General features: G+C 64.1%; 28 protein-coding genes. 3 read left to right on the top strand and 25 right to left on the bottom strand.

From position 1 onward, the window contains the following. Positions 1-304 precede the first annotated feature (304 nt). The 12 genes from HU750_RS11850 to ccmA all read right to left on the bottom strand — a co-directional run bounded on the left by HU750_RS11850 (position 305) and on the right by ccmA (position 9,534). A complete protein-coding gene (locus HU750_RS11850; RefSeq protein ID WP_186679703.1) occupies positions 305-1,093 on the bottom strand; it encodes a PhzF family protein in 789 nt (262 codons plus the stop codon). A gap of 51 nt (positions 1,094-1,144) precedes the next feature. Then, on the bottom strand, positions 1,145-2,083 hold the full coding sequence (locus HU750_RS11845) for a 2-hydroxyacid dehydrogenase (RefSeq protein ID WP_186679692.1): 939 nt from the start codon (positions 2,081-2,083) through the stop codon (positions 1,145-1,147). A gap of 96 nt (positions 2,084-2,179) precedes the next feature. After that, positions 2,180-2,599 (bottom strand): hypothetical protein, encoded by a 420-nt coding sequence (locus HU750_RS11840; RefSeq protein ID WP_186679689.1) that lies wholly within the window; start codon positions 2,597-2,599, stop codon positions 2,180-2,182. A 12-nt stretch (positions 2,600-2,611) separates the two neighbouring features. Then, positions 2,612-3,802 (bottom strand): c-type cytochrome biogenesis protein CcmI, encoded by a 1,191-nt coding sequence (ccmI, locus tag HU750_RS11835; protein ID WP_186679686.1) that lies wholly within the window; start codon positions 3,800-3,802, stop codon positions 2,612-2,614. After that, positions 3,795-4,283 carry a cytochrome c-type biogenesis protein gene (locus HU750_RS11830; RefSeq protein ID WP_027592992.1) on the bottom strand — a complete coding sequence of 163 codons (489 nt, stop codon included), beginning with the start codon at positions 4,281-4,283 and terminating at the stop codon, positions 3,795-3,797. Before HU750_RS11830 ends, ccmI begins: the two co-directional genes overlap by 8 nt. Beyond that, a complete protein-coding gene (locus tag HU750_RS11825; protein WP_186679682.1) occupies positions 4,280-4,816 on the bottom strand; it encodes a DsbE family thiol:disulfide interchange protein in 537 nt (178 codons plus the stop codon). Before HU750_RS11825 ends, HU750_RS11830 begins: the two co-directional genes overlap by 4 nt. After that, on the bottom strand, positions 4,813-6,786 hold the full coding sequence (locus HU750_RS11820) for a heme lyase CcmF/NrfE family subunit (RefSeq protein ID WP_177323878.1): 1,974 nt from the start codon (positions 6,784-6,786) through the stop codon (positions 4,813-4,815). Before HU750_RS11820 ends, HU750_RS11825 begins: the two co-directional genes overlap by 4 nt. An 11-nt stretch (positions 6,787-6,797) precedes the next feature. Beyond that, the gene (gene ccmE, locus HU750_RS11815; RefSeq protein WP_027592995.1) at positions 6,798-7,253 is read right to left on the bottom strand and encodes a cytochrome c maturation protein CcmE; all 456 of its coding nucleotides are present in this window, start codon (positions 7,251-7,253) and stop codon (positions 6,798-6,800) included. Further along, the gene (gene ccmD, locus HU750_RS11810; RefSeq protein WP_099428656.1) at positions 7,250-7,426 is read right to left on the bottom strand and encodes a heme exporter protein CcmD; all 177 of its coding nucleotides are present in this window, start codon (positions 7,424-7,426) and stop codon (positions 7,250-7,252) included. Before ccmD ends, ccmE begins: the two co-directional genes overlap by 4 nt. Continuing rightward, on the bottom strand, positions 7,423-8,190 hold the full coding sequence (locus tag HU750_RS11805) for a heme ABC transporter permease (protein WP_186679679.1): 768 nt from the start codon (positions 8,188-8,190) through the stop codon (positions 7,423-7,425). Before HU750_RS11805 ends, ccmD begins: the two co-directional genes overlap by 4 nt. Before the next feature lie 46 nt (positions 8,191-8,236). Then, positions 8,237-8,914, bottom strand: a complete 678-nt coding sequence (ccmB, locus tag HU750_RS11800; RefSeq protein WP_371097214.1) for a heme exporter protein CcmB — start codon at positions 8,912-8,914, stop codon at positions 8,237-8,239. After that, a complete protein-coding gene (gene ccmA, locus HU750_RS11795; protein ID WP_186679674.1) occupies positions 8,902-9,534 on the bottom strand; it encodes a cytochrome c biogenesis heme-transporting ATPase CcmA in 633 nt (210 codons plus the stop codon). The genes ccmB and ccmA overlap by 13 nt, the downstream gene beginning before the upstream one ends. A 165-nt stretch (positions 9,535-9,699) precedes the next feature. Here ccmA and fliK point away from each other — a divergent pair, with 165 nt between their 5' ends. The 3 genes from fliK to HU750_RS11780 all read left to right on the top strand — a co-directional run bounded on the left by fliK (position 9,700) and on the right by HU750_RS11780 (position 14,412). Then, complete coding sequence (gene fliK / locus HU750_RS11790) at positions 9,700-11,256, top strand: flagellar hook-length control protein FliK (RefSeq protein WP_186679672.1); 1,557 nt, start codon at positions 9,700-9,702, stop codon at positions 11,254-11,256. After that, positions 11,253-11,591, top strand: a complete 339-nt coding sequence (locus HU750_RS11785) for an EscU/YscU/HrcU family type III secretion system export apparatus switch protein (protein ID WP_027593001.1) — start codon at positions 11,253-11,255, stop codon at positions 11,589-11,591. Before fliK ends, HU750_RS11785 begins: the two co-directional genes overlap by 4 nt. An 82-nt stretch (positions 11,592-11,673) precedes the next feature. Further along, positions 11,674-14,412, top strand: coding sequence for a dermonecrotic toxin domain-containing protein (locus HU750_RS11780; protein WP_186679670.1), 2,739 nt, complete (start codon positions 11,674-11,676; stop codon positions 14,410-14,412). A 125-nt stretch (positions 14,413-14,537) separates the two neighbouring features. Here the strand turns inward: HU750_RS11780 and HU750_RS11775 are convergent, their stop codons facing one another. The 13 genes from HU750_RS11775 to flhF form a co-directional block, all read right to left on the bottom strand. Further along, positions 14,538-14,933, bottom strand: coding sequence for a DUF2802 domain-containing protein (locus tag HU750_RS11775; protein WP_186679714.1), 396 nt, complete (start codon positions 14,931-14,933; stop codon positions 14,538-14,540). Position 14,934: 1 nt separating this feature from the next. After that, positions 14,935-15,414, bottom strand: a complete 480-nt coding sequence (locus tag HU750_RS11770; protein WP_003254393.1) for a chemotaxis protein CheW — start codon at positions 15,412-15,414, stop codon at positions 14,935-14,937. 42 nt (positions 15,415-15,456) lie between these two features. Further along, positions 15,457-16,320, bottom strand: coding sequence for a CheW domain-containing protein (locus HU750_RS11765; RefSeq protein ID WP_186679669.1), 864 nt, complete (start codon positions 16,318-16,320; stop codon positions 15,457-15,459). Beyond that, a complete protein-coding gene (locus HU750_RS11760; RefSeq protein ID WP_027593005.1) occupies positions 16,320-17,108 on the bottom strand; it encodes a ParA family protein in 789 nt (262 codons plus the stop codon). The genes HU750_RS11765 and HU750_RS11760 overlap by 1 nt, the downstream gene beginning before the upstream one ends. Before the next feature lie 175 nt (positions 17,109-17,283). Beyond that, complete coding sequence (motD, locus tag HU750_RS11755; RefSeq protein ID WP_186679668.1) at positions 17,284-18,129, bottom strand: flagellar motor protein MotD; 846 nt, start codon at positions 18,127-18,129, stop codon at positions 17,284-17,286. Positions 18,130-18,131: 2 nt separating this feature from the next. After that, positions 18,132-18,872 carry a flagellar motor protein gene (locus HU750_RS11750; RefSeq protein WP_027593007.1) on the bottom strand — a complete coding sequence of 247 codons (741 nt, stop codon included), beginning with the start codon at positions 18,870-18,872 and terminating at the stop codon, positions 18,132-18,134. Then, on the bottom strand, positions 18,872-20,005 hold the full coding sequence (locus HU750_RS11745) for a protein-glutamate methylesterase/protein-glutamine glutaminase (protein WP_186679667.1): 1,134 nt from the start codon (positions 20,003-20,005) through the stop codon (positions 18,872-18,874). Before HU750_RS11745 ends, HU750_RS11750 begins: the two co-directional genes overlap by 1 nt. A gap of 46 nt (positions 20,006-20,051) precedes the next feature. Further along, positions 20,052-22,271 carry a chemotaxis protein CheA gene (locus tag HU750_RS11740; protein ID WP_186679664.1) on the bottom strand — a complete coding sequence of 740 codons (2,220 nt, stop codon included), beginning with the start codon at positions 22,269-22,271 and terminating at the stop codon, positions 20,052-20,054. A gap of 12 nt (positions 22,272-22,283) precedes the next feature. After that, positions 22,284-23,072 carry a protein phosphatase CheZ gene (locus HU750_RS11735; RefSeq protein WP_027593010.1) on the bottom strand — a complete coding sequence of 263 codons (789 nt, stop codon included), beginning with the start codon at positions 23,070-23,072 and terminating at the stop codon, positions 22,284-22,286. 20 nt (positions 23,073-23,092) lie between these two features. Beyond that, positions 23,093-23,467 (bottom strand): chemotaxis response regulator CheY, encoded by a 375-nt coding sequence (locus HU750_RS11730; protein ID WP_077068541.1) that lies wholly within the window; start codon positions 23,465-23,467, stop codon positions 23,093-23,095. Positions 23,468-23,584: 117 nt separating this feature from the next. Continuing rightward, on the bottom strand, positions 23,585-24,325 hold the full coding sequence (fliA, locus tag HU750_RS11725) for an RNA polymerase sigma factor FliA (RefSeq protein WP_027593012.1): 741 nt from the start codon (positions 24,323-24,325) through the stop codon (positions 23,585-23,587). After that, positions 24,322-25,155, bottom strand: a complete 834-nt coding sequence (gene fleN, locus HU750_RS11720; protein WP_027593013.1) for a flagellar synthesis regulator FleN — start codon at positions 25,153-25,155, stop codon at positions 24,322-24,324. Before fleN ends, fliA begins: the two co-directional genes overlap by 4 nt. A gap of 93 nt (positions 25,156-25,248) precedes the next feature. Continuing rightward, positions 25,249-26,556 (bottom strand): flagellar biosynthesis GTPase FlhF, encoded by a 1,308-nt coding sequence (flhF, locus tag HU750_RS11715; protein WP_027593014.1) that lies wholly within the window; start codon positions 26,554-26,556, stop codon positions 25,249-25,251. Positions 26,557-26,564: the final 8 nt, after the last annotated feature.

The raw sequence follows: 26,564 nt of genomic DNA, 5'->3' as shown, positions 1-26,564 counted from the left end.
GGGCATGTCTTGGGGTTTGCAGCGCCTGGGAGATCGAGCGCCGCCCGCGCGGCGCTTCGCAGCACAAGGCTGCTCCTACATTTGTTTCGGGCCAATTAGTCCTGGGGCATTGGCGCGCGGCCCCTTGGCGCACACCATGATATCGCGTCGGACCAACAAGGCGGTCGCGCGCTAGGGTGCAAGCGTGACTGGCCCGAAACAAATGTAGGAGCAGCCTTGTGCTGCGAAGCGCCGCGCGGGCGGCGCTCGATCTCACAGGCGCTGCAAACCCCAAGGCATGCACCTCAGGCACCAAAAACATCCCTCAGATAAACACCTGCCCCCGCAGATACAACGCCGCCCGCCCGCTGATAATCACCCGCCCATTGCCCAGCACCTCGCACAGCAGCTGCCCCTTGCGCACCCCACCCTGCTCACAGCGCAGCACATTCTTGCCCAGCCGTTCGGCCCACAACGGCGCCAGCGAGGTGTGCGCCGAGCCCGTTACCGGGTCCTCGTTCACGCCCACCCGCGGGCCGAACCACCGGGTGACAAAATCAAACCCGCGCCCCGCCGCAGTCACGGCGACCCCGCGCACTTCAAAGGCCGACAGGGCCACAAAATCGGGTTTCAACGGGTCCAGCAACGACGCGTCATCGATCACCACCACCAAGTCATCGCTGCGGTACACCGCTCGCGCACTGCTCAGGCCCAGCGCCTCCAACAGGCCCGCTGGGGCCTCCACCGCTTCCGGCTGCTTGGCCGGGAAGTCCATCGCCAGCAGCCCGTCGGCGCCACGGCTGACACGCAACTCGCCACTGCGGGTATTGAACCGCAACACGGGCGCCTGCTCGCCCAACTGCTCGAACAACACATAGGCCGAGGCCAAGGTGGCATGGCCGCACAGGTCGACCTCGACCGTCGGGGTGAACCAACGCAGGTCGTATGCCTCACCGTTACGCACGAAATAGGCGGTTTCGGACAAGTTATTCTCTTCGGCGATGCGTTGCAGCACATCGTCCGGCAGCCAGCTGTCCAGCGGGATGACTGCTGCCGGGTTGCCACCGAATGGCTCAGCGGAAAACGCATCGACCTGGAAGATCTCGAGTTGCATGCACACACTCCTTGTTGGCCGGGACGCTGCCGGGCTCATGGGTGAAAAGAGTCAGTTTCGTACCGGGGTCAGCACCGGCTCACCGGCAAAGAACGCCTGCAGATTGCGCACTACCAACGCCACCGTGTCGCGCGCGGCCTCCGGCGACTGGCCCGCCACATGGGGCGTCAGCACCGTGTTGCCGAGCGCCTTGAGGGCATCGGGCACTGCCGGCTCGTCGTCGAACACGTCCAGGGCGGCACCGGCAAGCTGGCCGCCCGCCAGCGCCACCACCATGGCATGGGTGTCCACCACGCTGGCACGGGCGATGTTGACCAAGTAGCCCTCGGCGCCGAGGGCTTTGAGCACCGGTGCATCGACCAAGTGACGGGTAGCGGCGCCGCCTGGCGTGGCCACGACCAGAATGTCGACGGCATCGGCCAGGTGCAGCGGGCTGTCGTACCAGGTGTACGGCACATCCGGGCGCGGCGTACGGCTGTGGTAGCTGATGCTCATGTCGAAGCCGAGGTTGGCGCGCTTGGCGATCGCCAGCCCCACCGCGCCCAGGCCGAGAATGCCCAGGCGCTTGCCACTCACCGACGGGCTGATCACACGGTTCCACTCGCCACGGCGGGTACTGGCATCGGCACGGGGAATGTCACGCAGCAGCGCGAGCACCATTGCCAGGGCATGGTCGGCGACCGCGGCGGCATTGGCCCCGGCACCGTTGGTCACCGTGATACCGCGCGCGGCGGCGGCGGCCAGGTCGACCTGCTCGTAGCCGGCACCGATCACGCAGATGATCTGCAAGTGGGGCAGCGCCTCGATTTCTGCGGCAGTCAGGCCCAATGGGCCCCGGGTGAGCACGGCATCGATTTCGCGGGCATGGCGCTGGATGGCTTCGGTACGCAGTTGCGGCGACGGTGCGCGGATCAGCCGATAACCCGCCTGCTCCAGCAGGGGCAGGTAATCGTCGACGGTTTCCACCAACACCAGGACTGTCTTGCTCATGCCACCTCCGCGTCTGATCGAAGGGGCATTATGCGTATTCAGCGGGCGGTACAGTCAATCGATAAATCAGCAGAAAACTGTACTGTACCGGGCAATTTACTGGGCGAACGCCCGCCCAAGCCCACCGGGTACACCGCTGCTGTCGGTGTCCTGCCATGGGCCATCGGGGCTCAGTGACCAGCTCCAGCCCCCGTCGTAGCGGTAGTAGGTGCGCTGGCGGTAGAAGGTGTTGGGTTTTTTCTCCAGCACGTACACGCCCAGCTTAGGGTCCCAATGGCTGGAACCGCCCGGTGGCGGTGCAAAGCTGGCAGACGTGCGGGGCATCGGCTTGGGTGTCGCTGCGGGTGTGCTCGGTTGGGTCGAAGGCTGCCCGCCTGGCAACGGCTTGACCACTGGCCCCTGGTGCGGCGGTAGCCGCTCGATCGGTGGCGCGGGCTGCTCGTAAGGTTCACGCACCGTACACGCGGACAAACCCAGGGCCAGGGTGATCAGGGTCAGGCGGACGGTGCTGTGCATGGCAATGCTCTCTTACGGGTCTGGGCTGTCGATGGTCAAGTGTTGCGTGGCCTGGGTGGCAGTGGCCAGTGGCGAACCCTGGCCGATCCACTCGCCATGGGTGGGTTGGCCAGAACGCGACACACGGGCAACAAGTTGGACTTCAGTAAAGTCCGACAGTTTCATCTGCGGCATCATCGCGTCGGCATCAGACAACTCCACCTCGATCGGCAACTGCGCCACGGTCACCCGCTTCGCTGCCACCGGCATGGGCGGGCCATTACTGGCACGGGCGAAAATGAACACCGTGTCGTCGGGCTTGACCTTGTCTTTGAGCGCCGCTGCCAGCTCCACACGCACCTTCAGCCGGGCAGCCACGGGTGTGACGGTTTGGCCAGGCTCACCGCCCAGGCGCTCGGCAGCCCGGTCGATACCGCCTTGCAAGGCGGCGCGCGAAGCATCGCCTTCAGGCAGTTGCGCCAGCAGGCGTTTCCAGTAGTCGATGGCTTCCTGGTAACGCTCACCCTCGAATGCAGCAATGCCGCGCAGGCCCAGGCTGGTCACTTCGTTCGGGTCAGCCTTGAGGGCTTCATCGGTCAACGCCTGCAGTTGCGGGTTCCACTGTTTGTCGGCGGCAAAGTACTGCGCTTGGGCCCATTGCCCCAGCAACTCGGGCTGACGGCCCGCCAGGGCCACGGCACGTTCGAAGGTACGCGCCGCATCGCCCGGGCGCTGTTCGGCCATGTAGGCACGCCCAAGGAAATACAGGGCTTCGGCGGAATCCGGCTGGGCCTTCACCACACGCTCAAGGCGCGTGGTCATCTCTTCCATGGTCTTGGGCGCCTGGGCAAATTCCTGGGTCAGCTCGACTTTGTCCGCCGCACCAAAGTGCAGGTACAGCCCCAACGCCATCAGCGGCACCAGCACCGCCGCCAACAGCGGCAGCGCTTTGCCCAGATGGCCTTGGCGCGCGGCCTCGCCACCTTCGGTGTCAGCCAGCAGTTCACGGGCTGCTTCGTCACGGCCTTTGGCCAATTGCACGTCATCGAGCACGCCAGCGGCTTGCTGCGCAGCCAGTTCGGCCACGCGCTCCTGGTACAGGGCGACGTTCAGGGCGGTGCGGTCTTCCTCTTGCTGACGGCGACGGCCACGCAGGATCGGGATCAGCAGAAAGCTGAGGGCAGCGAGCAGCAGCAGGCCCGCGCTAAGCCAGAATTCAATCATGGGTCTGTTCTTTTTCCAGCAGTTTGGCGAGACGCTCGCGTTCGTCGACGGACAACTCATGCGCACCTTGGGCCGCTGCACCGCGGCGGCGGCGAACGATCACCAGCAGCACCACGAAACCACCGGCCAGCAGGATCCCCGGGCCGAACCACAGCAGCCAGGTGCGCCCGCTGAGCGCGGGCTTGTAGCGCACGAAGTCACCGTAGCGGTCGACCATGAAGTCGACGATCTGCTCGTTGTTCTTGCCTTCGCCCAGCATGCGGAAGATTTCGCGGCGCAGGTCGGCGGCAATCGGCGCGTTGGAGTCGGCGATGTCCTGGTTCTGGCACTTCGGGCAGCGCAGCTCCTTGGTCAGTTGCTGATACCGCTCACGCTCGGCGTCATCGCGGAACTGGTAGGTATCGATGGCCGCCCTGGCCACGCCCGCCACGCCCAGGCCCAGGGCCAAACCCAGTACGGCTGCTGCCAGCCCGCGCTTCATGGCTTGGCCTCATCGACCAGGCCCTGGTACAGCGGCGCCAGCTGTTCGCGCCAGACGCTGGCATCGACAATGCCCACGTGCTTGTAGCGGATGATGCCCTTGGCGTCGATCAGGAAGGTTTCCGGCGCGCCATACACGCCCAGGTCCAGGCCCAGGGTGCCCTGCTCGTCGCGGATATCCAGCTGGTAGGGGTTGTGGAACTCGGCAAGCCACTTCAGCGCCGCGCCATTGTCATCCTTGTAGTTGACCCCGTGGATCACCACGCCCTGCTCGGCCAGCTGGTTCAGGTACGGGTGCTCGACCTTGCACGAAGGGCACCAGGTCCCCCACACGTTGACCAACGCCGGGCGGCCCAACAGGTCGGCCTGGGTCAGGTTGCGATCACCTTGCACCGAGGCCAGGGAAAATACCGGGAAGGGCTTGCCGATCATCGCCGAAGGCAGTTCGTCGGGTTTGAGGAACAAGCCTTTGTAGAGGAAAACCGCCACCAGCAGAAACACCGCCAGTGGCACCACCATGATCCAACGCTTCATGCAGCTGCTCCAGACACGCCCAGGACATCACGCACCCGGGTCTTGACCTTGACGCGGTAACGCCGGTCGAGGGCCGCCAGCAACCCGCCCAGGCCGGTCAGCAGACCGCCCAGCCAGATCCAGCGGACATAAGGCTTGATATGCACACGCACCGCCCAAGCGCCGTTTTCCAACGGCTCGCCCAGGGCTACGTACAGGTCGCGGGTGAAGCCGGCGTCGATGCCGGCTTCGGTCATCATCGACTGCTGCACGGTGTACAGCCGCTTCTCAGGGTGCAGCGTGGTCACTTCGCGACCGTCGCGAGACACCACCACGGTGCCCTTGTCGGAAATGAAGTTCGGCCCCTCGAAGTGCTTGGCACCCTGGAACAGGAAGTGATAGCCGCCAAGCTCGACGCTTTCGCCCGGCGCCATGCGCAGGTCGCGTTCGGCACTGTTGTTGCTCGACAACACCACGCCCAGTGCGCACACCGCCAGGCCCAGATGCGCCAGCTGCATGCCCCAGTAGCTGCGGGTAAGGCCACCCATGCCTTTGGCCAGGCCCTTGTGGCGGGTCTTGTCGAGCACATCACGCAACCCGCTGAGTACGACCCAGGCCGCCAGGGCAAAGGCCGTCAGCGTTGGCCAGTCGAAGTCGTCGACGATGAAGCCCGCGACCGGGGCGAGCACTGCGCTGCCGATCAGAACCGGGGTCATCATGCTTGCCAGCCATTTGCCGGGCGTGTCCTTCCAGCGCACCACCACGCCCACCCCAAGCACCACCATCAACAGTGCCATCAGCGGCAGGAACAACGCATCGAAGTAAGGCGGGCCGACCGACAGCTTGGCCCCGGTCAGGGCATCAAGTACCAGGGGGTACAGCGTGCCCAGCAGGATCATCGAGGCCGCCACCACCAGCACCAGATTATTGGCCAACAGCAGCGTTTCGCGCGACCACAGGGCAAAGCCGACCTGGCTTTTTACCACCGGCGCACGCAGGGCGAACAGGGTGAGCGAGCCACCCACCACGAACAGCAGGAAGATCAGGATGAACACGCCGCGTGACGGGTCAGCGGCAAAGGCATGCACCGAGGTCAACACCCCGGAACGGACCAGGAAGGTGCCCAACAGGCTCAACGAGAAGGCAGCAATGGCCAGCAGCACGGTCCAGCTCTTGAACACGCCACGCTTCTCGGTCACCGCCAGCGAGTGGATCAATGCCGTGCCCACCAGCCAAGGCATGAACGAGGCGTTTTCCACCGGGTCCCAGAACCACCAGCCGCCCCAACCCAGCTCGTAGTAAGCCCACCACGAGCCCAGGGTGATGCCCACGCCAAGGAAGGCCCAGGCGACGATGGTCCACGGCCGCGACCAGCGTGCCCAGGCGGCATCAAGGCGCCCGCCAAGCAAGGCGGCGATGGCGAAGGCAAAGGCCACCGAGAAGCCCACGTAGCCCATGTACAGCATCGGCGGGTGGACGATCAGGCCGATGTCCTGCAGCAACGGGTTGAGGTCACGGCCATCGGTCGGCACTTGCGGCAGCAGGCGCTGGAACGGGTTGGAGGTGATGATCAAAAAGCTCAGGAAGCCCACGCTGATCATGCCCATCACCGCCAGCACACGGGCCAGCATCACTTGCGGCAGCTGGCGCGAGAACACCGACACGGCGAAGGTCCAGCCGCCCAGGATCAACGCCCACAGCAGCAACGACCCCTCGTGCGCGCCCCACACGGCACTGAACTTGAAGTACCACGGCAAAGCGCTGTTGGAGTTGCTGGCGACGTAGGCGACCGAGAAGTTGTCCGTCATGAAGGCATGGGTGAGGCAAGCAAAAGCAAAGGTCAGGAAGGCGAATTGCCCCCAGGCCGCCGGGCGTGCCAGGCTCATCCACAGGCTGTCGCCGCGCCAGGCGCCGAGCAGCGGCACACTGGCCTGCACGGCGGCGAAGCAGATGGCCAGGATCATCGCCAACTGGCCGAGTTCGGGTATCACCAGTGCCGCGTTCATGGTTTGGCCCCCGCGCCGGCGGCGGCTTGGCCGCTTTCTTTCAGGGCCTTGGTGACCTCGGGCGGCATGTATTTTTCGTCGTGCTTGGCCAGCACTTCATCGGCCACCACCACGCCCTCGGCATTGAGCTTGCCCAGGGCAACGATGCCCTGCCCTTCGCGGAACAGGTCGGGGAGGATGCCGCGGTAGGTGATCGGCACCGACTTGTTGAAGTCGGTGACCACGAAGCGCACGTCGAGCGAGTCGGCCGAACGCTGCACCGAGCCTTTTTCGACCATGCCACCGGCACGGATACGGGTATCCTGCGGCGCCTCGCCGTTGGCGATCTGAGTGGGGGTGTAGAACAGGTTGATGTTCTGCTGCAAGGCGCTCAGGGCAAAGCCGACGGCAACCCCGACACCGACCAACAGGCCGACGATGAGCAACAGGCGTTTCTTGCGCTGCGGATTCACTGGTTGTTCTCCCGGCGCAAACGGCGCGCCTCTTCTTGCAGGTAGCGACGGCGGGCCAGCAGCGGCGCGGCGACATTCAGCGCCAGCACCGCCAGGCAGATGCCATAGGCCGTCCACACGTACAGGCCATGGTGGCCCATGGCGAGAAAATCACCGAACGAGGCAAAACTCATCGTGCGGCCCTCCGCCCCAGGCTGTTCAATACTTCCTCCTTGACCCAACTGGCGCGTGCCTCACGCTTGAGCACTTCAAGGCGCATGCGCATCAACAGCACCACGCCGAAGAAGCAGTAGAAACCCAGCGCCGTGCACAGCAGCGGCAACCACATTTCGGCAGGCATCGCGGGTTTTTCGGTCAGGGTGAACGTGGCGCCCTGGTGCAGGGTGTTCCACCACTCCACCGAGTACTTGATGATTGGGATGTTGATCACACCGACAATCGCCAGCACCGCACAGGCCTTGGCCGCGCTGTCACGATTACTGATTGCCTGGCCCAGCGCAATGATGCCGAAGTACAGGAACAGCAGAATCAACATCGACGTAAGGCGGGCATCCCACACCCACCAGCTGCCCCAGGTCGGCTTGCCCCAGATGGCACCGGTGACCAGCGCCACGGCGGTCATCCAGGCGCCGATCGGCGCTGCGCACTGCAGGGCGACGTCGGCCAGTTTCATCTTCCACACCAGCCCCACCACCCCGGCCACCGCCAGCAGCACGTAGCAGGACTGCGCCAGCATCGCCGCCGGCACATGGATGTAGATGATGCGGAAACTGTTGCCCTGCTGGTAGTCCTGGGGCGCGAATGCCAGGCCCCAGGTGATGCCAACCAGCAACAGCGCGAGGGAGGCAATGGCCAGCCACGGCAACAGACGGCCGCTGATGGCATAGAACCATTTGGGGGAACCGAGCTTGTGGAACCACGTCCAACTCATTTTCATCAGGGTAAATCCAGGGTATTAGCCAGGCTTGAGAGCCCAGGACTCGTTATTCGCCGACGCTGATCTTCAGGCCGGCCGCTATCGCAAAGGGTGCCAGTGTCACCGCCAGGGCCGTGAGGCTGGCAAGCCAGAGCAGATGGCCGGTGGCTGGCATATTCTGCAACGCCGCCTGCAACGCACCACTGCCCAGGATCAATACAGGGATATACAACGGCAGAATCAGCAATGCCAGCAGCAGACCACCGCGTTTAAGACCGACCGTCAGCGCCGCCCCCACCGCGCCCAACAGGCTCAGCACGGGCGTACCCAGCAGCAACGAGGCGAGCAGCACAGGCAGGCAATGGCTCGGCAGCCCCAGCATCAGTGCCAACAGTGGCGCCAACAATACCAGCGCCAGGCCGGAAAAGATCCAGTGCGCCAGCACCTTGGCCAATACCAGGAGCGCCAGCGGATGCGGCGACAGCACCCATTGCTCCAAAGAGCCATCCTCGAAATCGCTGCGGAACAGGCCGTCCAGCGACAGCAGCACGGCCAGCAAGGCCGCCACCCACACCAGGCCCGGCGACAAGGTTTGCAACAATTGGCTCTCAGGGCCGACCGCCAGCGGGAACAGGGCCACGACGATGGCGAAGAACACCAGCGGGTTGGCCAGCTCGGCTGGGCGACGGAACAACAGGCGCGCTTCGCGGCGCAACAACAGGATGAATACGCTCATGCCGCCCATTGCCCCAGGTTCAGTTCACGGTAGCCCGACGGTTTGCGTTCGAGGCTGTGGTGGGTGGTCAGCACCACGGTGCCGCCCTGCTCGCAATGCGCCGCCAGGTGCGCTTCGAGCTGCGCCACGCCTTGTTTGTCGAGGGCGGTGAACGGCTCGTCGAGAATCCACAAGGGGGGGCCTTCGAGGTACAAGCGGGCCAGGGCCACACGGCGCTGCTGGCCGGCGGACAAGGTATGGCAAGGCACGTCTTCGAAACCGCGCAGGCCGACCGCCGCCAACGCCGCCCAGATCGCCTCGGCGCTGGCCGGTTGGTGCAAAGCACAGAGCCAGGTGAGGTTCTCCTCGGCGGTGAGCAGGTCCTTGATCCCCGCAGCATGGCCAATCCACAGCAGGATGCTGGCCAGGGCATGGCGCTGTTCGGCCAACGGCTGGCCGCCGAGCAGAATCTGCCCGGCAGTCGGCTGCATCAACCCGGCCAGCAGGCGCAACAAGCTCGTCTTGCCGCTGCCGTTGGGGCCACTGATCTGCAGCATGTCGCCGGGCCGCAGCTCGAAATCCAGGTGCTCGAACAGCAGGCGCCAGTCGCGCTCGCAGGCCAGGCCCGCGGCTTGGAGGTGAAGGGTCACGGTTTCGCCTTATCTGTGTAGGGTTCAAGACCAGTCGCCGATCTTGAACCCAGTGCCTCAAGTCGCCCCCCTCCCTGCCGTTACAGTGGCAGTGGCGGACGGGCGGCATTATTACATGCACGGCCTCGCTGCCAAGAGGGCGGGTTCGACAGGTTGTATACAATCATGACTGAAATCAATAGTCTCGGCGCACAAACCACGATCAGCGCCCAGACCATCAAGGCGGGCATGACCGGCGAACTGCTGCGCCTCACGCAAGCACAACCCGGCTTGCTGGCCCCGGGCGAAACGGCGCAGGCCGAGGTGTTGTCGATGCGCCAGCTGGGCCGGGAATTCCAGCTCGTGCTGCGGCTGATGCAGGCCAACGGCGCCCAGACCCAACTGCACGCCAGTGCCAGCCAGCCCTTGCCCCCGGGCAGCCAGGTCACGGTCAGTCAAACCGAAGGCAATCGCCTGGCCATCCTGTTGCAACAGGCCAGCACCAGCAACATCGCCACCCTCACCCGCCTGGACACGGCCAAGGTACCGGTCGGCACCCTGCTGCAAGGCAAGGTCCTGACCAACCAGCCCATCCTTCAAGCGCAGGGCCAGGTCGCCGGTTACCGTTCGCTGGTCAGCCTGCTCAACAGTGCCCAGGCCGGCGCCACCCTGACCATCGACAGCCCACGCCCGCTGCCGGTGGGCAGCCTGCTCAGCGCGCGGGTGCAAGGCGACCAGTCGCTGCAATTCGTGCCACTCAGTGGCCGGCAAGACCAGCTGAGCATTGCTCAGCAACTGCTCACCCAGCAAAACCGTCAGGCCTCGTTACCGGGCCTGCTCAGCGCATTGCAACAGCTCGCCCGCGACCCCGGCGCCGACGGCGATTTGCGCGCGACCGCCGACCGCGTGCTCGCCGGCCTGCCGGACGCGCGCCAGCTCGGCGATGCCAAGGCCGTCGCCCAGGCCCTGAACAACAGCGGCGTCTTCCTCGAGGCAAAGCTGCTGGGCGGCCTGCCAGCAAGCGTCGCGACCGACCTCAAGGCGCACCTGCTCAGGTTGGTGACCCAGGCCTCGGTCACCTCACCCGGCGCACCCGCCCTAGCGCCCAGCACCTTGGCCCTGACAATGCCGGCCTTGGCGCGCGGGGCGCTGGGCATGCTCGACCGAGTCAGCCCGAAACCCCAGCCGGGGGCGTTTCCGCTGCCCTCACGGCTGCTCAAGGCCATGGAAGACGAAGGTGACCTGCAACAACTGCTGCGCCTGGCCGCGGCGGCTGTCTCGCGCCTGCAAAGCCACGCCATGAGCAGCCTGCAGCAAACTGGCACCCTTGAAAACGGCAACCTGCAAACCACCTGGCAGACCGAAGTCCCCATTCGCCATGGCCAGGAGTTCATCCCGCTGCAAGTCAAGCTGCAACGCGAGGAAACGCCGCAGCAGCAAGCCGACCGCCAGCAGGCATCGCAAGACCCGCTGCAGGCCCTGTGGCGCATCGAGCTGGCCTTTGACCTCGCGCCGCTTGGCCCGCTGCAAGTCCAGGCCCAGTTGAGCCAGGGCCGCTTGAATGGCCAGCTGTGGGCAGAACGTGAACCCACCGCACGGCTGATCGACAGCCAGCTCGGCACATTGCGCGAGCGCCTGCTGGCGCGCGGCCTGGACGTCGGCGACCTGGAATGCCACCCCGGCATCCCTCCTCAAGGCCCCCGCACGCGGGTCGAACAACGCTGGGTGGACGAAAACGCATGAGCCTCAACCCACCCCGTCAGGCCATTGCCCTGAGCTACGACGGCCAACAGGCGCCCACCCTCAGCGCCAAGGGCGACGATGCCCTAGCCGAAGCCATCCTCGCCCTGGCCCGCCAACACGAGGTGCCGATCTACGAAAACGCCGAGCTGGTGCGCCTGCTGGCACGGCTGGAGCTGGGCGATCAGATACCCGAGGCGCTGTACCTGACCATCGCCGAGATCATTGCCTTTGCCTGGCAACTGCGCGGCAAGGTGCCGCCAGGCTTTGATGATTCCGCCAAACCCGAGCGTGACGTCACCGAGCTGTTGCCGCGCCTGCCCGGCAAGTCGGGCTGAACCGCCCGGCAAGCATTATCTACCGTCGCACCCTGGCCCTGTCGGTCGATCCTGTGGTTTTTCCCGCATCACGGAGACCGACATGCCGACCACCCACATTAACGCGGCTGGCGTGCAGTACGTACGCAATCATCTAGCCACCCTGCCCCGCCCCGACCGCGACGCCAAGCAGGCCATCCAGGACTGGCTGGCGACACAAGGCGTGCACCTGGACCCCGACCAGGTCGAGGTGGTGACGCTGCACATACACCCGGCCGGAGCCACCCAGTACCAGGCACAGGTGGTGCAGCGTGTGAGCCTGACGCAAGCCGTGCTGATGAACTGGCAAGGTGAATCCAACAACGACTTTTTCGGCGGCCTGTTCAAAGCCCCCTGGGCCGGCAGGCTGCCCGAAGACGGCCCAATCACCTGTGTCGAGCAACTCCCGGCACAACCGCACGTCGACAACGGGGCCTGGTATGAGGTGTTCAACGGCCTGTTCAAGCGTACCGAACCTGCCCGCTACGACCACTCGACGCTACTGAACGTGCGCGCCGAAGCCCTGCAGCGTCACATTGAGGCACTGGACTTCCACACCCGCTACAAGGCGTCGCTCGACGCTTACTGGCACGATCAAATGCCCAGCTACCGCCTGTGCTGCAAACTCAACTTCCTTGCTGCCTGCAACAAGCAGATCGGCGACGGCAGCCTCAGCGACGCCGCGCGCCAACTGGCCTGGCGCGCGGCCGATGTCATCCCACGCGGCAAGGGCCTGCGCCTGAGCACCCTGAGCATTTACGGCTACGCATCCACGGACCTGCTGTACATCAACGACAGCCACAGCGACCTGACGTTGCTCTATGTACCCGGCAACAGCTCGCCCCTGCTGGAATTCGCCAGCGAAGCCCTGTTGAAAGATTGGGTCGGCCAACACTGCAAGGACGCCACCCGGCGCCAGGCGCTCAAGCAACACTTTCGCTTGGCCGATGGCCCCCAGGGTATCGACTTCAGCGGCCTGGACACCGCCCTTGAAGGCTTGGGCGAATATCCACGCAGCCATCGCCTGCCACCGGAACATGGCTTTTTCAACGACGACGGCACCTGGCCCCCGCGCACCTATGTCAACTACCGCCCCGGCAAGTACAACCCGCGGATCACCGGCGACCTGTTCCAGGCCATGGCCCTGCGTCAGCGGCAGCGCTGCTACGACGATGCCGATTTCATCATCACCAGCAACAGCGAGATCAGCAAACGCCAATGGCGCAGTTACCTCAACAGCACGCTCAACCTGCTGGCGCCGCTGACCTTCGTGGTGCCCGGCCTGGCGCCCTTGCTGGCGCTGGGCGGTATCGTGCAACTGGGCCTGGGCCTTGACCAAGCCATCAATGGCAAGACCCTGCACGACAAGCTCGACGGCATCGGCAACATCACCTACGGCCTGCTCAATGCAACGCCGCTGGCAGTGGAAGCGGTGGCCAAAGGCAAGGGCCTGCTGCGTTTCGAGCAGGACGGCTTCGTCGCCCCGCGCCGGGTGAACGAGCAGTGGGGTTACCCGCTGAGCCCTTCCGACCCACCACATTTACCCCCGGTGGATGTCGCGCCTTACTTCCATCGCCCTGCCCCCATCGCGCCATTGCCGGACGGCGATGCTGCAGTGGCCAACTCTATACGGCGCTACCCGCGGTACAACGGCGACACCGATCGTATGATCAGCTATTACGAGGAGACGCCGGATTACCCGGAAGAGCTTGAATTGGTTTATGACATGCAGGCCGACCTGTTCATCACCGAGGAAGGCACCAATGAGGTAGACCCGACCTACTTCGAAGCCGAACCGCTCACCGGCAACATGCGCCTAGCCAACCCCGAAGGCCGGGCCGTCACCGACCCGATGCGCATGGCATCACTGCGTGGCCTGGGTATCGACCTGCAACTGCCTGTGCAGCTACCCAGCCCATTTCCCGCCGGCGCTCGCCCCATCCCGCAACGGATTACATCGCTGTGGGTAGGCGACAAGACACTTGGCCCCGAGCTGCTTGAGACGTTGGCTGGCAATGCCCGGCGCCTGGAGGAAGGCCCGTACCAGTACCGGCTGTACCTCTCCAAGGCAAACCCGCAGGCCTATGCGCACAACGTCGATGAACTGGCCAGGAACGTGCCGGGGCTGCAAGTACTGCCATTGGAGGACCAGGCGTTTTTCAAAGCCTTCGAGCAGAGTCAGTATTTCAGCCATTACCAGGCAGCGATCGAGGGCAATAATGGCGTGGCCACCAACTTCTCTTCCGCGTCAGACGTGTTGCGCTACCCGATGCTGCACGCCGAAGGTGGGCTGTACATGGACGTCGATGACGAACTATTGGGCCAAAGCGCACAGGCGGCGATCAATGATGTGGAGCTCGCGACCACCGATGACGGGTTGCTCCTGCATCCGCCCATGTCCAACCAGAAACTGGGCATGAACACCCTGTATAACACCAGCATGATCGGCAGCCATGCCGGCAACCCGACGTTGCTGGCGATATCGGAAGAGATGCAGGCGCGTTTTCTCGCCGACCCGGACTTCTACCGGGCGCGGCCGACCCTGGCCAGCGACCCGCGAGGGTTCTATGCGTACGCCAAACGCCTCAGCCATATCACCGGCCCGGCGATGCTCAACGCCGTGACCGACCGCTTGCTGCCCGACCTGTACCTGATTCGTCAGTTGTACAACCTGTACGCGATGCCGCGCATCAACAGCTTTCTGTATGTCGACATGGAGGCCTTGCGCCTGGTCTGGCATGACCGCTTGCCGCTCAATCGCCTGGCCAAGGTAGGTGGGATGCATTCCTGGGCTACCACCTGACCTGTGAGCAATTGGGGCTGCTGCGCAGCCCTTCGCAGCACAAGGCTGCTCCTACAAAATGGCGCTGTACCTGTAGGAGCAGCCTTGCGCTGCGAAGGGCCGCACAGCGGCTCCAGGGGTTCAGCTCACTCGGTGCGGTGCAACTTGCTCATCAACTCCGCCTCGGCCTGGGTCAGGCCGCAGGTCTCGGTCAGCTCGGACACGCTCGCGCCCATGCCGACCAGCTTGGCCGCCTGGCTGAAGGTGACGCTGCTGGGGTCACGCTGCTCCAGCCGCTCCAGCCGATCCGGCAAGGTGGCCAACGTATCGCGCAGGTCATGGATGGCCTCACCCATGCGCACGGTACCGTTCTGGTAGTCGTCCAGGCGCTTGGCCAGGTCCTTGATACGCTGATCACGCAGCGCATCGCCCGCAGCCTGTTGCGCCGCCAGCTCGCGCTGACGCTTGGTGTGGTTGAGGAACATCCACACACCCAGCGCCCAAAGCAGCGCCAGGAAGATGACAGCAACCTCGAGGATCAACTCAGATGTTCTCAAGCTCGGACCACTCTTCCTCGGTCATCATCTTGTCCAGTTCCACCAGGATCAGCAGTTCGCCGTTCTTGTTGCACACACCCTGGATGAACTTGGCCGATTCTTCGTTACCCACATTTGGCGCCGTCTCGATCTCGGACTGACGCAGGTAGACCACCTCGGCAACGCTGTCGACCAGGATGCCGACCACTTGCTTGTCCGCCTCGATGATGACGATACGGGTGTTGTCGGTCACCTCGGTCGGCATCAGGCCAAAACGCTGGCGAGTGTCGATCACCGTCACCACGTTGCCACGCAGGTTGATGATGCCCAGCACGTAGCTCGGCGCGCCCGGTACCGGGGCGATCTCGGTGTAGCGCAGCACTTCCTGCACCTGCATGACATTGATCCCGTAGGACTCGTTGTCCAGACGGAAGGTTACCCATTGCAGGATCGGATCTTCGGAACCTTGTGCGGACGACTTTTTCATTCCCCTACCCCTCAAAATCCGCGCTAGGCGGTGTGTTCGGTGTCATTTGTGTTTGGCGTGCATCTGCTTGACTGCGCCGCTGGCGATCAGCTCGGCCAGTTCGGCGACGTCAAGCAAGGCACACATGTGTTCGATCACCGTGCCGGCCAACCAGGGGCGCTGGCCCCGCTGGCTGCGCCACTTGATCTCGGACGGGTCCAGGCGCAGGGAACGGCTGACCTGGTGCACGGCCAGCCCCCATTCATAGCCCTGGACCGAAATCACATACTGCAGGCCCTGGCGAAAATCGTCGCGGTAGCGGTCGGGCATGACCCAACGCGCGGTGTCGAGGACCTTCAGGTTGCCGGCCTGGCAGGTCAGGATGCCAAGAAACCAGTCCGGTTGGCCGAACAGCGGCGTCAGCTCCTGGCCGGCCAGGTTGTAGATCGAGCCCAGGCACACCAAGGGCACCGCCAGGGTCAGCCCGGCGACGTCGAACAGCAGGCACTCGAACGGCTCCGCTGCCCAGGCCGGGCGGCCATCGATGCTTACCGGCGGCACCGGCAGGTTCGGCGCAGGCAGGTGCACATCCACCACCGGCACCGCCGGTTCTACCGCGGGCGCTTCGATCAGTACCGGGATGCTGGCCTCGGCCACAACTAGCTGCTCGACCACCGCCACCACCGGTAGCACGCTGGGCAGCACCTGTAACCGAGGTTCGGCAAAGGGCCGGGGCGCCGCGAGGGTGGCCTGGGCAGGCTGGCGTGCATCACGCACCTGCTCCTCGCGCACCGCGTCGGCGAAGTCCTCCGGTGCTGTCGGCAGTTCGATCAGGTCGTCGGCCTCGGTGGCCTCTTGCAACAAGCCATCGAGGTAGGATTGCAGGGCCATCTGCGGCCGTGTGCTGGTTTGCCGTGTCTGCGTCATCAGGCCACCTGCACTGCGGTTTTGTAGGTCAGTAAATGCTTGAGCAGCGCCCGGTAGGCAATCAGCCCACGGCTCTTGCCATCGAACTGCGAAGGCGTGACGCCCTTGCGGCTGGCATCGCGCAAGCGCGTGTCGACCGGGATGTAACCCTGCCAGACATGCTGCCCATAGGTGTCGCGCAGCAGTTTGAGCGTGCCCAGGGAGGCCTGGGTACGGCGGTCGAACAGGGTCGGCACGATCTGGTAAGGCAGGGCCTGTTTACGCGAACGGTTGACCATGGCCAGGGTGCCGACCATGCGTTCCAGGCCCTTGACCGCGAGGAATTCGGTCTGCACCGGGATCACCAGTTGTTGGCTCGCGGCCAGGGCGTTGACCATCAGCACGCCGAGCAAAGGCGGGCTGTCGATCAAGGCAAAGTCGAAGTCTTGCCACAGCTGCGCCAGACTCTTGGCGATCACCAGCCCCAGGCCGTTCTTGCCCGGCGACTGGCGCTCAAGCACCGCCAGCGCAGTGCTCGATGGCAACAGCGAGATACGCTCGTCGCTCGTCGGCAGCAGCAATTGCCCCGGCAAGCCCTCGGGCACGCTGCCCTGGTGCAGGAACAGGTCATAGCAGCTGTGTTCCAGCGCATCGGGGTTGTGCCCGAAATAACTGGTCATCGACCCATGCGGGTCGAGGTCGACGACGACCACGCGCTTGCCCGCCTCAGCCAGCAGGCCAGCCAGGGCGATGGTCGTGGTGGTCTTGCCGACGCCACCTTTTTGATTGGCTACTGCCCAGACTCTCATAGGACAACTCTTGACTCATAAATTTAGCGCCCACCCTTGTGGGAGCGGGCTTGTCCCGCGAACACGGGCGTAGCCCGTGCCATCCACCACGTCGCCTGCTTCGCGGGGCAAGCCCGCTCCCACAGGTACCGCGCTCAGCAAGCAAGACAACACGCAGTGACGGAGAATTGACGAGTTACTGACTCGCTGTTGCCGGTGCACTTTGTGTGCCAGCACGGCGCAACGCCGCATCCGGCGTGGCATTGGCGCTACCTGTACCGGTCAGGCTGCGGCGCACTTCGAGGTTGCGCGAAATTACCAACACCACGCGGCGGTTGCGCGCACGGCCTTCGGCACTGTCGTTGCTGGCGACCGGCTGATACTCGCCATAGCCGACCGAGGCCATGCGCGCCGGGTTGACCCCTTCCATGGCCAGCAGGCGGACGATGCTGGCCGCCCGCGCCGACGACAGTTCCCAGTTGGTCGGGTACTGCGCGGTGCGAATCGGCAGGTTGTCGGTAAAGCCTTCGACATGCACCGGGTTGGCGAACGGTTTGAGGATGTTCGCCACCTTTTCGATGATGTCGAAGGCCTTGTCGCTGGGCATGGCATCACCGCTGCCGAACAACAGCGAGGAACTGAGCTCGATTTCAATCCACAGCTCATTGCCGCGCACGGTCATCTGGTCGGTCTTGATCAGGTCGCCAAAGGCGTCGCGCACGTCATCGCTGATGGTCTTCAGCGGGTCGACGTTGGTCTGCGCCAGGCCCGCTTCGGTCTGCTCGCTGTCCCTGACCAAAGGCTCGGCCGGGCGCACGCTCAGCGGCTGCTCATCACCGATAGGGATCGGTTTCATGCTCCGCTCGGGGTCGTTGAACACCCCGAGCAAGGCCTGCGAGATGACCTTGTACTTGCCCTCGTTGATCGAGGAAATCGAGTACATGACCACGAAAAACGCGAACAGCAAGGTGATGAAGTCGGCGTACGACACCAGCCAGCGTTCGTGATTCTCGTGTTCCTCGGTATGACGACGGCGGCGCATGGTTACTCCATGAAGCCTTGCAGCTTCAGCTCAATCGAGCGCGGGTTTTCACCCTCGGCAATCGACAGCAGGCCCTCAAGCAGCATCTCGCGGTAGCGCGACTGGCGCATGACGATAGCCTTGAGCTTGTTAGCGATCGGCAACAGGATCAGGTTGGCGCTGGCCACGCCGTAGATGGTGGCGACGAACGCCACGGCGATGCCGTTACCCAGCTGCGACGGGTCGGCCAGGTTGCCCATCACATGGATCAGGCCCATGACCGCGCCGATGATGCCGATGGTCGGGGCGTAGCCGCCCATGCTCTCGAACACCTTGGCGGCCTGGATGTCACGGCCCTCCTGGGTCAGGAAGTCGACTTCGAGAATGCTGCGGATGGCTTCAGGTTCAGCACCGTCAACCAGCAACTGCAGGCCCTTGCGCGCATAAGGGTCGGGCTCGGCATCAGCCACCCCTTCCAGGCCCAGCAGGCCCTCCTTGCGCGCCGTCAGGCTCCAGTTGACCACCCGGTCGATACCGCCTGCCAGGTCGACCCGGGGCGGGAACAGGATCCAGCGCAAAATCTGCAAGGCACGCTTGAAGGCCGACAGCGGCGACTGCAACAGCGCCGCCGCCAAGGTGCCGCCCAGCACGATCAAGCCCGCCGGGCCATTGATCAGCGCACCGACATGCCCGCCCTCGAGGAAGTTGCCGCCGACAATCGCGACAAACGCCAGGATCAGGCCGATCAGGCTTAGCACGTCCATCAGACGCAGGCCTCGACCAGGTGCTTGCCGATCTCGTCCAGGCTGTACACCGCGTCGGCCAGGTTGGCCTTGACGATGGCCATGGGCATGCCATAGATCACGCAGCTGGCTTCATCCTGGGCCCACACGGTACTGCCACCCTGCTTGAGCAGGCGCGCGCCTTCACGACCGTCGGCGCCCATGCCGGTGAGCACCACCGACAGCACCTTGTCGCCGTACGACTTGGCCGCCGAGCCGAAGGTGATGTCCACGCAAGGCTTGTAGTTCAGGCGCTCGTCACCCGGCAGGATCTTCACCGTGCCACGGCCGTCGATCATCATCTGCTTACCACCCGGGGCCAGCAGCGCCAAGCCTGGGCGCAACAGGTCACCGTCCTCGGCTTCCTTCACGCTGATCTTGCACAGCTTGTCCAGGCGTTCGGCAAACGCCTTGGTGAAAGCCGCCGGCATGTGCTGGATCAGCACGATCGGCGCCGGGAAGTTGGCGGGCAGTTGCGTCAGCACCCGCTGCAGCGCCACCGGGCCGCCCGTGGACGTACCAATGGCCACCAGCTTGTAAGGTTTGCGCTTGGGTGCCGGGGCATGTGCCGCGGGCGCCGCGGCCGGGGTGCGTACCGGCGGCGCCGTGCGTGCCGGTGCCGAGGCTGGGCTTGCGAAGCTGCTGGTCGGCGCATGGCTGCTGCTGGTAGTGACCGGCGCAGCAGCAGGTGCTGGGTTGTAGCTGCCGAAACGACGGTTGCTGCGCGACAGGGTATGCACCTTCTCGCACAGCATCTGCTTGACCTTCTCGGGGTTGCGCGAGATGTCTTCGAAGTTTTTCGGCAGGTAATCCACTGCACCGGCATCCAGCGCGTCGAGGGTCACCCGGGCGCCTTCATGGGTCAGCGAAGAGAACATCAACACCGGCGTCGGGCAGCGCTGCATGATGTGCCGCACTGCGGTGATGCCGTCCATCATGGGCATTTCGTAGTCCATGGTGATGACATCGGGCTTGAGCGCCAGCGCCTGGTCGATTGCTTCCTTGCCATTGGTCGCGGTACCCACTACCTGGATCGTCGGGTCCGCCGAGAGGATTTCCGAGACACGGCGGCGGAAGAAACCGGAATCATCCACCACCAGGACCTTGACTGCCATAAACACTCCATTAGGCGGCGCAACCCGCCAGGGCGCGCCACCGAAATCAAATACGCCGCGCGGCGTAACGCTTGAGCATGCTCGGAACGTCGAGGATCAACGCGATACGACCGTCGCCGGTGATCGTGGCCCCGGACATGCCCGGCGTGCCCTGCAGCATCTTGCCCAGCGGCTTGATTACCACTTCTTCCTGGCCCACCAGTTGATCGACGACAAAGCCGATGCGTTGGGTGCCGACCGACAGGATCACCACATGGCCCTCGTGCTGCTCTTCGTGCACCTGGCCCTGGACCAGCCAGCGCTTGAGGTAGAACAGCGGCAGTGCCTTGTCGCGCACGATCACCACTTCCTGGCCATCGACCACATTGGTACGCGAGAGGTCGAGGTGGAAGATCTCGTTGACGTTGACCAGCGGGAAGGCGAAGGCCTGGTTGCCCAGCATCACCATCAGGGTCGGCATGATCGCCAGGGTCAGCGGCACCTTGATGACGATCTTCGAACCCTGGCCCTTGGCCGAGTAGATGTTGATCGAGCCATTGAGCTGGGAAATCTTGGTCTTCACCACGTCCATGCCGACACCACGGCCAGACACGTCAGAGATCTCGGTCTTGGTCGAGAAGCCCGGGGCGAAGATCAGGTTGTAGCAGTCCGACTCGCTCAGACGCTCGGCGGCGTCCTTGTCCATCAGGCCCTTTTCCACGGCCTTGGCGCGCAGGATGTTGGGGTCCATGCCCTTGCCGTCATCAGAGATCGACAACAGGATATGGTCGCCTTCCTGTTCAGCCGACAACACCACCCGCCCCGTACGCGCCTTGCCGGTGGCTTCACGCTCGTCGGGCATCTCGACGCCATGGTCGACGGCGTTGCGCACCAAGTGCACCAACGGGTCGGCCAGGGCCTCGACCAGGTTCTTGTCGAGGTCGGTTTCTTCACCGACCAGCTCCAGGTTGATCTCTTTCTTGAGCTGGCGGGCCAGGTCGCGAACCAGGCGCGGGAAGCGGCCGAAGACTTTCTTGATCGGCTGCATGCGGGTCTTCATGACCGCGGTCTGCAGGTCGGCGGTGACCACGTCGAGGTTCGACACGGCCTTGGACATGGCCTCGTCACCGCTGTTCAAGCCCAGGCGCACCAGGCGGTTACGCACCAGCACCAGTTCGCCGACCATGTTCATGATCTCGTCCAGGCGCGCAGTGTCGACGCGCACGGTGGTTTCCGCCTCGCTGACCGCATGTTTTTCTGCCGCTGGGGCCGGCGCGCGAGGCGCAGGTGCGGGCTTGCTGGCAGCTGCTGGGGCGGCGGCTGGAGCCGGTGCCGGTTTGGCCACCGGCTTGCTCTCGACCTTGGCGGCGACAGGCGCTTCGACCGCGACCGCGTCACCCGAGAACTTGCCCTTGCCGTGCAACTCATCGAGCAAGGCTTCGAACTCGTGCTCGCTGATCTCGTCACTCGTTGGGCTGGCCGCGGCAACGCTTTGCGGCGCTGCCGCTGCTGGCGCATTGGTGGCCGGCAAGGCATCGGCCTGGAAGGTGCCCTTGCCGTGCAACTGGTCGAGCAACGACTCGAACTCTTCATCGGTGATTTCATCGCTGACCGGGGCCGCAGCGCTGGCCACAGGCTCAGCGGCGACTTCAGCGCTGAACTGGCCTTTGCCATGCAACTGGTCGAGCAACGATTCGAATTCGGCGTCGGTGATTTCGTCACCGGCGCTGCTGACGGTTTCGCCTTGCATCTGCTCATCGGCAGCGGCCTGGGCCTTGACCGCGTCGAGCGAGTCGAGCAGCTGCTCGAATTCGCTGTCGGTGATGTCTGGCTCTTCGGCAGGCGCCGCGGCGATCGGCTCGGCTGCAGCCGCAGGCGCTGCGACCGCGTCGGCAGCAGCAGGCTCGGCCAGGCGCGACAACGCCGCCAGCAGTTCTGGGGTAGCGGGGATGACCTCGCTGCGCTCGCGGACCTGGCCAAACATGCTGTTGACCGTGTCCAGCGCCTCCAGCACCACGTCCATCAATTCGGCGTCGACCCGGCGCTCACCTTTGCGCAGGATGTCGAACACGTTCTCGGCGATATGGCAGCACTCCACCAGCTCGTTGAGCTGGAGGAAGCCGGCGCCCCCTTTTACAGTGTGGAAACCGCGAAAAATGGCATTGAGCAGGTCGGCATCATCCGGTCGGCTTTCCAGCTCGACCAGTTGCTCGGACAGTTGCTCAAGAATTTCGCCGGCTTCTACCAGGAAATCCTGAAGGATTTCTTCATCGGCGCCGAAGCTCATTAAACGTGCTCCTTAAAAACCCAGACTGGACAGCAGATCATCGACATCGTCCTGACCGGACACGACGTCTTCACGCTTATCGGCATGAATCTGCGGACCTTCACCCCGAGTCGGATGTTTTTCTTGATCTTTTTCAGCACGCAGCTGCTGGTGGTCATGTTCGATACCGGCAAACCGGTCGACTTGACTGGCCATCAGCACGAGCTTGAGCAGGTTGCTTTCCACCTCGGTGACCAGCGCGGTGACCCGCTTGATCACCTGCCCGGTCAGGTCTTGATAGTCCTGAGCCAGCAGAATGTCGTTGAGGTGGCCTGAGACCTTGCGGTTACCTTCAGCGCTGTGCGTCAGGAAACTGTCGACGCGTTTGACCAGATCACGGAATTCCGGCGCGGCCACTTCGCGGCGCATGAAGCGCTGCCAGTCCACGCTCAGGGCCTTGGCCTCACCCGCCAGGTCGTTGAGCACAGGTGTGCTTTCCTCGACCAGGTCCATGGTGCGGTTAGCGGCACCCTCGGTCAGCTTGACCACATAGGACAGGCGCTCGGTGGCGTCGGTGATCTGCGAGACCTCCTCGGCCTGCGGCATGTGCGGGTCGATCTGGAAACTGACGATCGCACTGTGCAGCTCACGGGTCAGCTTGCCGACTTCCTGATACAGGCCGCGGTCGCGGGTCTGGTTCAGCTGATGAATCAGCTGCACCGCCTCGCCGAAGCGCCCGCGCTCCAGGCTCTCGACCAGCTCCTGGGCATGCTTCTTCAGGGTCGATTCGAACTCCCCCAAAGACGTTTGTGATGAATCCATGGCGCGCCCCCTGACGTGACTCAGCCGTTGACGCGTTCGAAGATCTTCTCGATCTTTTCTTTGAGCACCTGAGCGGTGAACGGCTTGACCACGTAACCATTGACGCCGGCCTGGGCCGCTTCGATGATCTGGTCGCGCTTGGCTTCGGCCGTCACCATCAGTACCGGCATGGTTTTAAGCTTTTCGCTGGCGCGGACTTTGCGCAGCAGGTCGATACCGGACATGCCCGGCATGTTCCAGTCGGTCACCAGGAAGTCGTAGTGGCCGTTTTCCAGCATCGGCAACGCAGTGGTGCCGTCGTCAGCTTCGTCGGTGTTGGTGAAGCCCAGATCACGCAGCAGGTTCTTGATGATCCGCCGCATCGTCGAAAAGTCGTCAACGATGAGGATTTTCATGTTCTTGTCCAATTAGACCTCCAAGCAGTCTCAAACGCGCTCGGCCCCCGAGCACGCATTCATTCAATTCGGCACAACGTGAAACGGCTGCAGCGTCTTCAGTGCAACGGCTGGCGCTCAGCGCGCCCGCCACTCACCCAGACGGCTGCGCAAACGTGCGGCGCACTGGCTGTGCAACTGGCTTACCCGCGACTCGCTGACGCCCAGCACCTCACCGATTTCCTTGAGGTTCAGCTCTTCGTCGTAGTACAGCGCCAGCACCAGCCGCTCGCGCTCTGGCAGGTTGGCGATCGCATCGGTCAGGGCAGCCTGGAAGCGCTCGTCTTCAAGGCCCCGCGCCGGTTCCACCTGGCCACTGGCGCCGTCTTCGTGCAGGCCTTCGTGCTCGCCATCCTGCAACAGGTCGTCGAAGCTGAACAGCCGGCTGCCCAGGGTATCGTTCAAAATCCCGTAGTAATCATCGAGACTCAATTGGAGTTCGGCAGCAACCTCGTGATCTTTAGCGTCGCGACCGGTTCTTGCTTCAACAGCGCGCATCGCATCACTGACCATACGGGTATTGCGGTGCACCGACCGCGGTGCCCAATCACCCTTGCGCACCTCGTCGAGCATGGCGCCGCGGATGCGGATGCCGGCGTAGGTCTCGAAGCTGGCGCCTTTGCTGGCGTCATACTTGTTGGCCACTTCCAGCAGGCCGATCATGCCGGCCTGGATCAGGTCTTCGACCTGGACGTTGGCGGGCAGCCGCGCCAACAGGTGATAGGCGATGCGCTTGACCAGCGGGGCGTAGCGTTCGATCAGCTCATACTGGGCGTCTTTCGACGCCCTGCTGTACATCTTGAAGCCGCTCGCATTCATAGTACCGGTCCTGCGCTGGTGGGCTGCACCAGACGCTCGACGAAGAATTCCAGATGCCCGCGCGGGTTGGCCGGCAACGGCCAGCTGTCGACCTTCTGCGCAATGGCCTTGAAGGCCAACGCACACTTGGAACGCGGGAACGCCTCGTACACCGCGCGCTGCTTCTGCACTGCCTTGCGCACGCACTCGTCGTACGGCACGGCGCCCACGTACTGCAGGGCAACGTCAAGGAAGCGATCGGTGACCTTGGTCAACTTGGCGAACAGGTTGCGCCCTTCTTGCGGGCTCTGCGCCATGTTGGCCAGCACCCGGAAGCGGTTCATGCCGTAGTCACGGTTGAGCAGTTTGATCAGTGCGTAGGCGTCGGTGATCGAGGTGGGTTCGTCGCACACCACCAGCAGCACTTCCTGGGCCGCGCGAACGAAGCTGACCACCGAGTCACCGATACCCGCAGCGGTGTCGATCACCAGCACGTCGAGGTTGTCGCCGACGTCGCTGAACGCCTGGATCAGGCCAGCGTGCTGGGCCGGCGCCAGGTGCACCATGCTCTGGGTGCCGGAGGCCGCCGGTACGATGCGCACACCGCCGGGGCCTTGCAGCATCACATCGCGCAGCTCACAGCGCCCTTCAATAACGTCGGCCAGGGTGCGTTTGGGGGTCAGGCCAAGCAATACGTCGACATTGGCCAGGCCCAGGTCGGCGTCCAGCAACATGACCCTGCGGCCAAGCTCGGCCAGCGCCAGAGACAGGTTCACTGAAACGTTAGTCTTGCCGACGCCACCTTTGCCACCGGTCACGGCGATCACCTGTACGGGATGCATGCTACCCATGTCTGTTTTTTACCTTGTCTCGCTGGGACTCAGGCCACACGTGAGGCAATTCTGCGTGCCCCTTGGCATAGCTACGTTGCACACACTTCATCATCAACCCGCTCGCCGTGGGTTGTGATAGAGATCAGCGAACATATCGGCCATGGCCTCTTCGCTGGGCTCGTCCTGCTGCTGCACATTGACCGCACGGGTGACCAGCTGGTGCGCCCGGGGCAAGTGCAAATCGTCGGGAATGCGCGGCCCATCGGTCAGGTAGGCCACCGGCAATTCATGACTGATGGCAAGGCTCAGCACGTCGCCGAGGCTTGCCGTTTCGTCGAGTTTGGTCAGGATGCAGCCGGCCAGGCCACAGCGCTTGTAGCTGTGGTAGGCGGCGGTCAGCACCTGCTTCTGGCTGGTGGTTGCCAGCACCAGGTAATTCTTCGCGGCGATGCCACGGCTGGCCAGGGTTTCCAGCTGCATGCGCAGGGCCGGGTCGCTGGCCTGCAGGCCAGCGGTATCGATCAGCACCACGCGCTTACGCAGCAGCGGTTCCAGCGCCTGGGCCAGGGACTGGCCCGGGTCGACGTAGGTCACCGGCACATTGAGGATGCGCCCCAGGGTCTTGAGCTGCTCCTGGGCACCGATGCGGAAGCTGTCCATGCTCACCAGCGCCAACTGCGGGGCGCCGTACTTGAGCACGTAGCGCGCAGCCAGCTTGGCCAGGGTGGTGGTCTTGCCCATGCCGGCCGGGCCGACCATGGCGATCACACCGCCCTCTTCAATCGGCTCCACCTCGGGGATTTCGATCATCCGCGCCAGGTGCGCCAGCAGCATGCGCCAGGCCTGGCGTGGCTCTTCGATCTCAGTCGTGAGGTCGAGCAGTTCACGGGCAATCGGGCCGGACAGGCCGATGCGCTGCAGGCGGCGCCAGAGGTTGGCCTGCTGCGGCTTGCTGCCTTGCAGCTGGCTCCAGGCCAGCGAGCCGAGCTGCACTTCCAGCAGCTCGCGCAGGCCCGACAGCTCCGAGCGCATAGCATCGAACAGGCGCGGGTCGACTGGCGCCGGGGCTGGCGCAGCGGCAGGTGCCGGGGCGTCCACGTGCGGCTCGACCAGCGGCTCGGAGGCCGTCAGCGACTGCCCGGCGAACAATTGGCGGTTGTTGTCGCTGGTGTCGCTGCGCTGGTCCAGTTCGGCCTGGGCCGTGGCAATGCGCGTGTGGGTCTTGCGCAGCTCTTCTTCAAGCTCGGCGTTGGGTACGCGCGGGGCCAGGGCGGACAATTTGTAGTCCAGCGCGGCCGTCAATTCGACACCACCGGCGATGCGGCGGTTACCGATGATGGCGGCATCGGAGCCAAGCTCATCCCGGACCAGCTTCATGGCCTGACGCATATCGGCGGCGAAAAATCGCTTAACTTGCATTATCCACT

The organism is Pseudomonas sp. SWRI50, assembly GCF_014269095.1.
Taxonomy (GTDB): domain Bacteria; phylum Pseudomonadota; class Gammaproteobacteria; order Pseudomonadales; family Pseudomonadaceae; genus Aquipseudomonas; species Aquipseudomonas kermanshahensis.
Note: the sequence above shows the minus strand (reverse complement) of the source record. Positions and strands in the feature narration are given on the sequence as shown.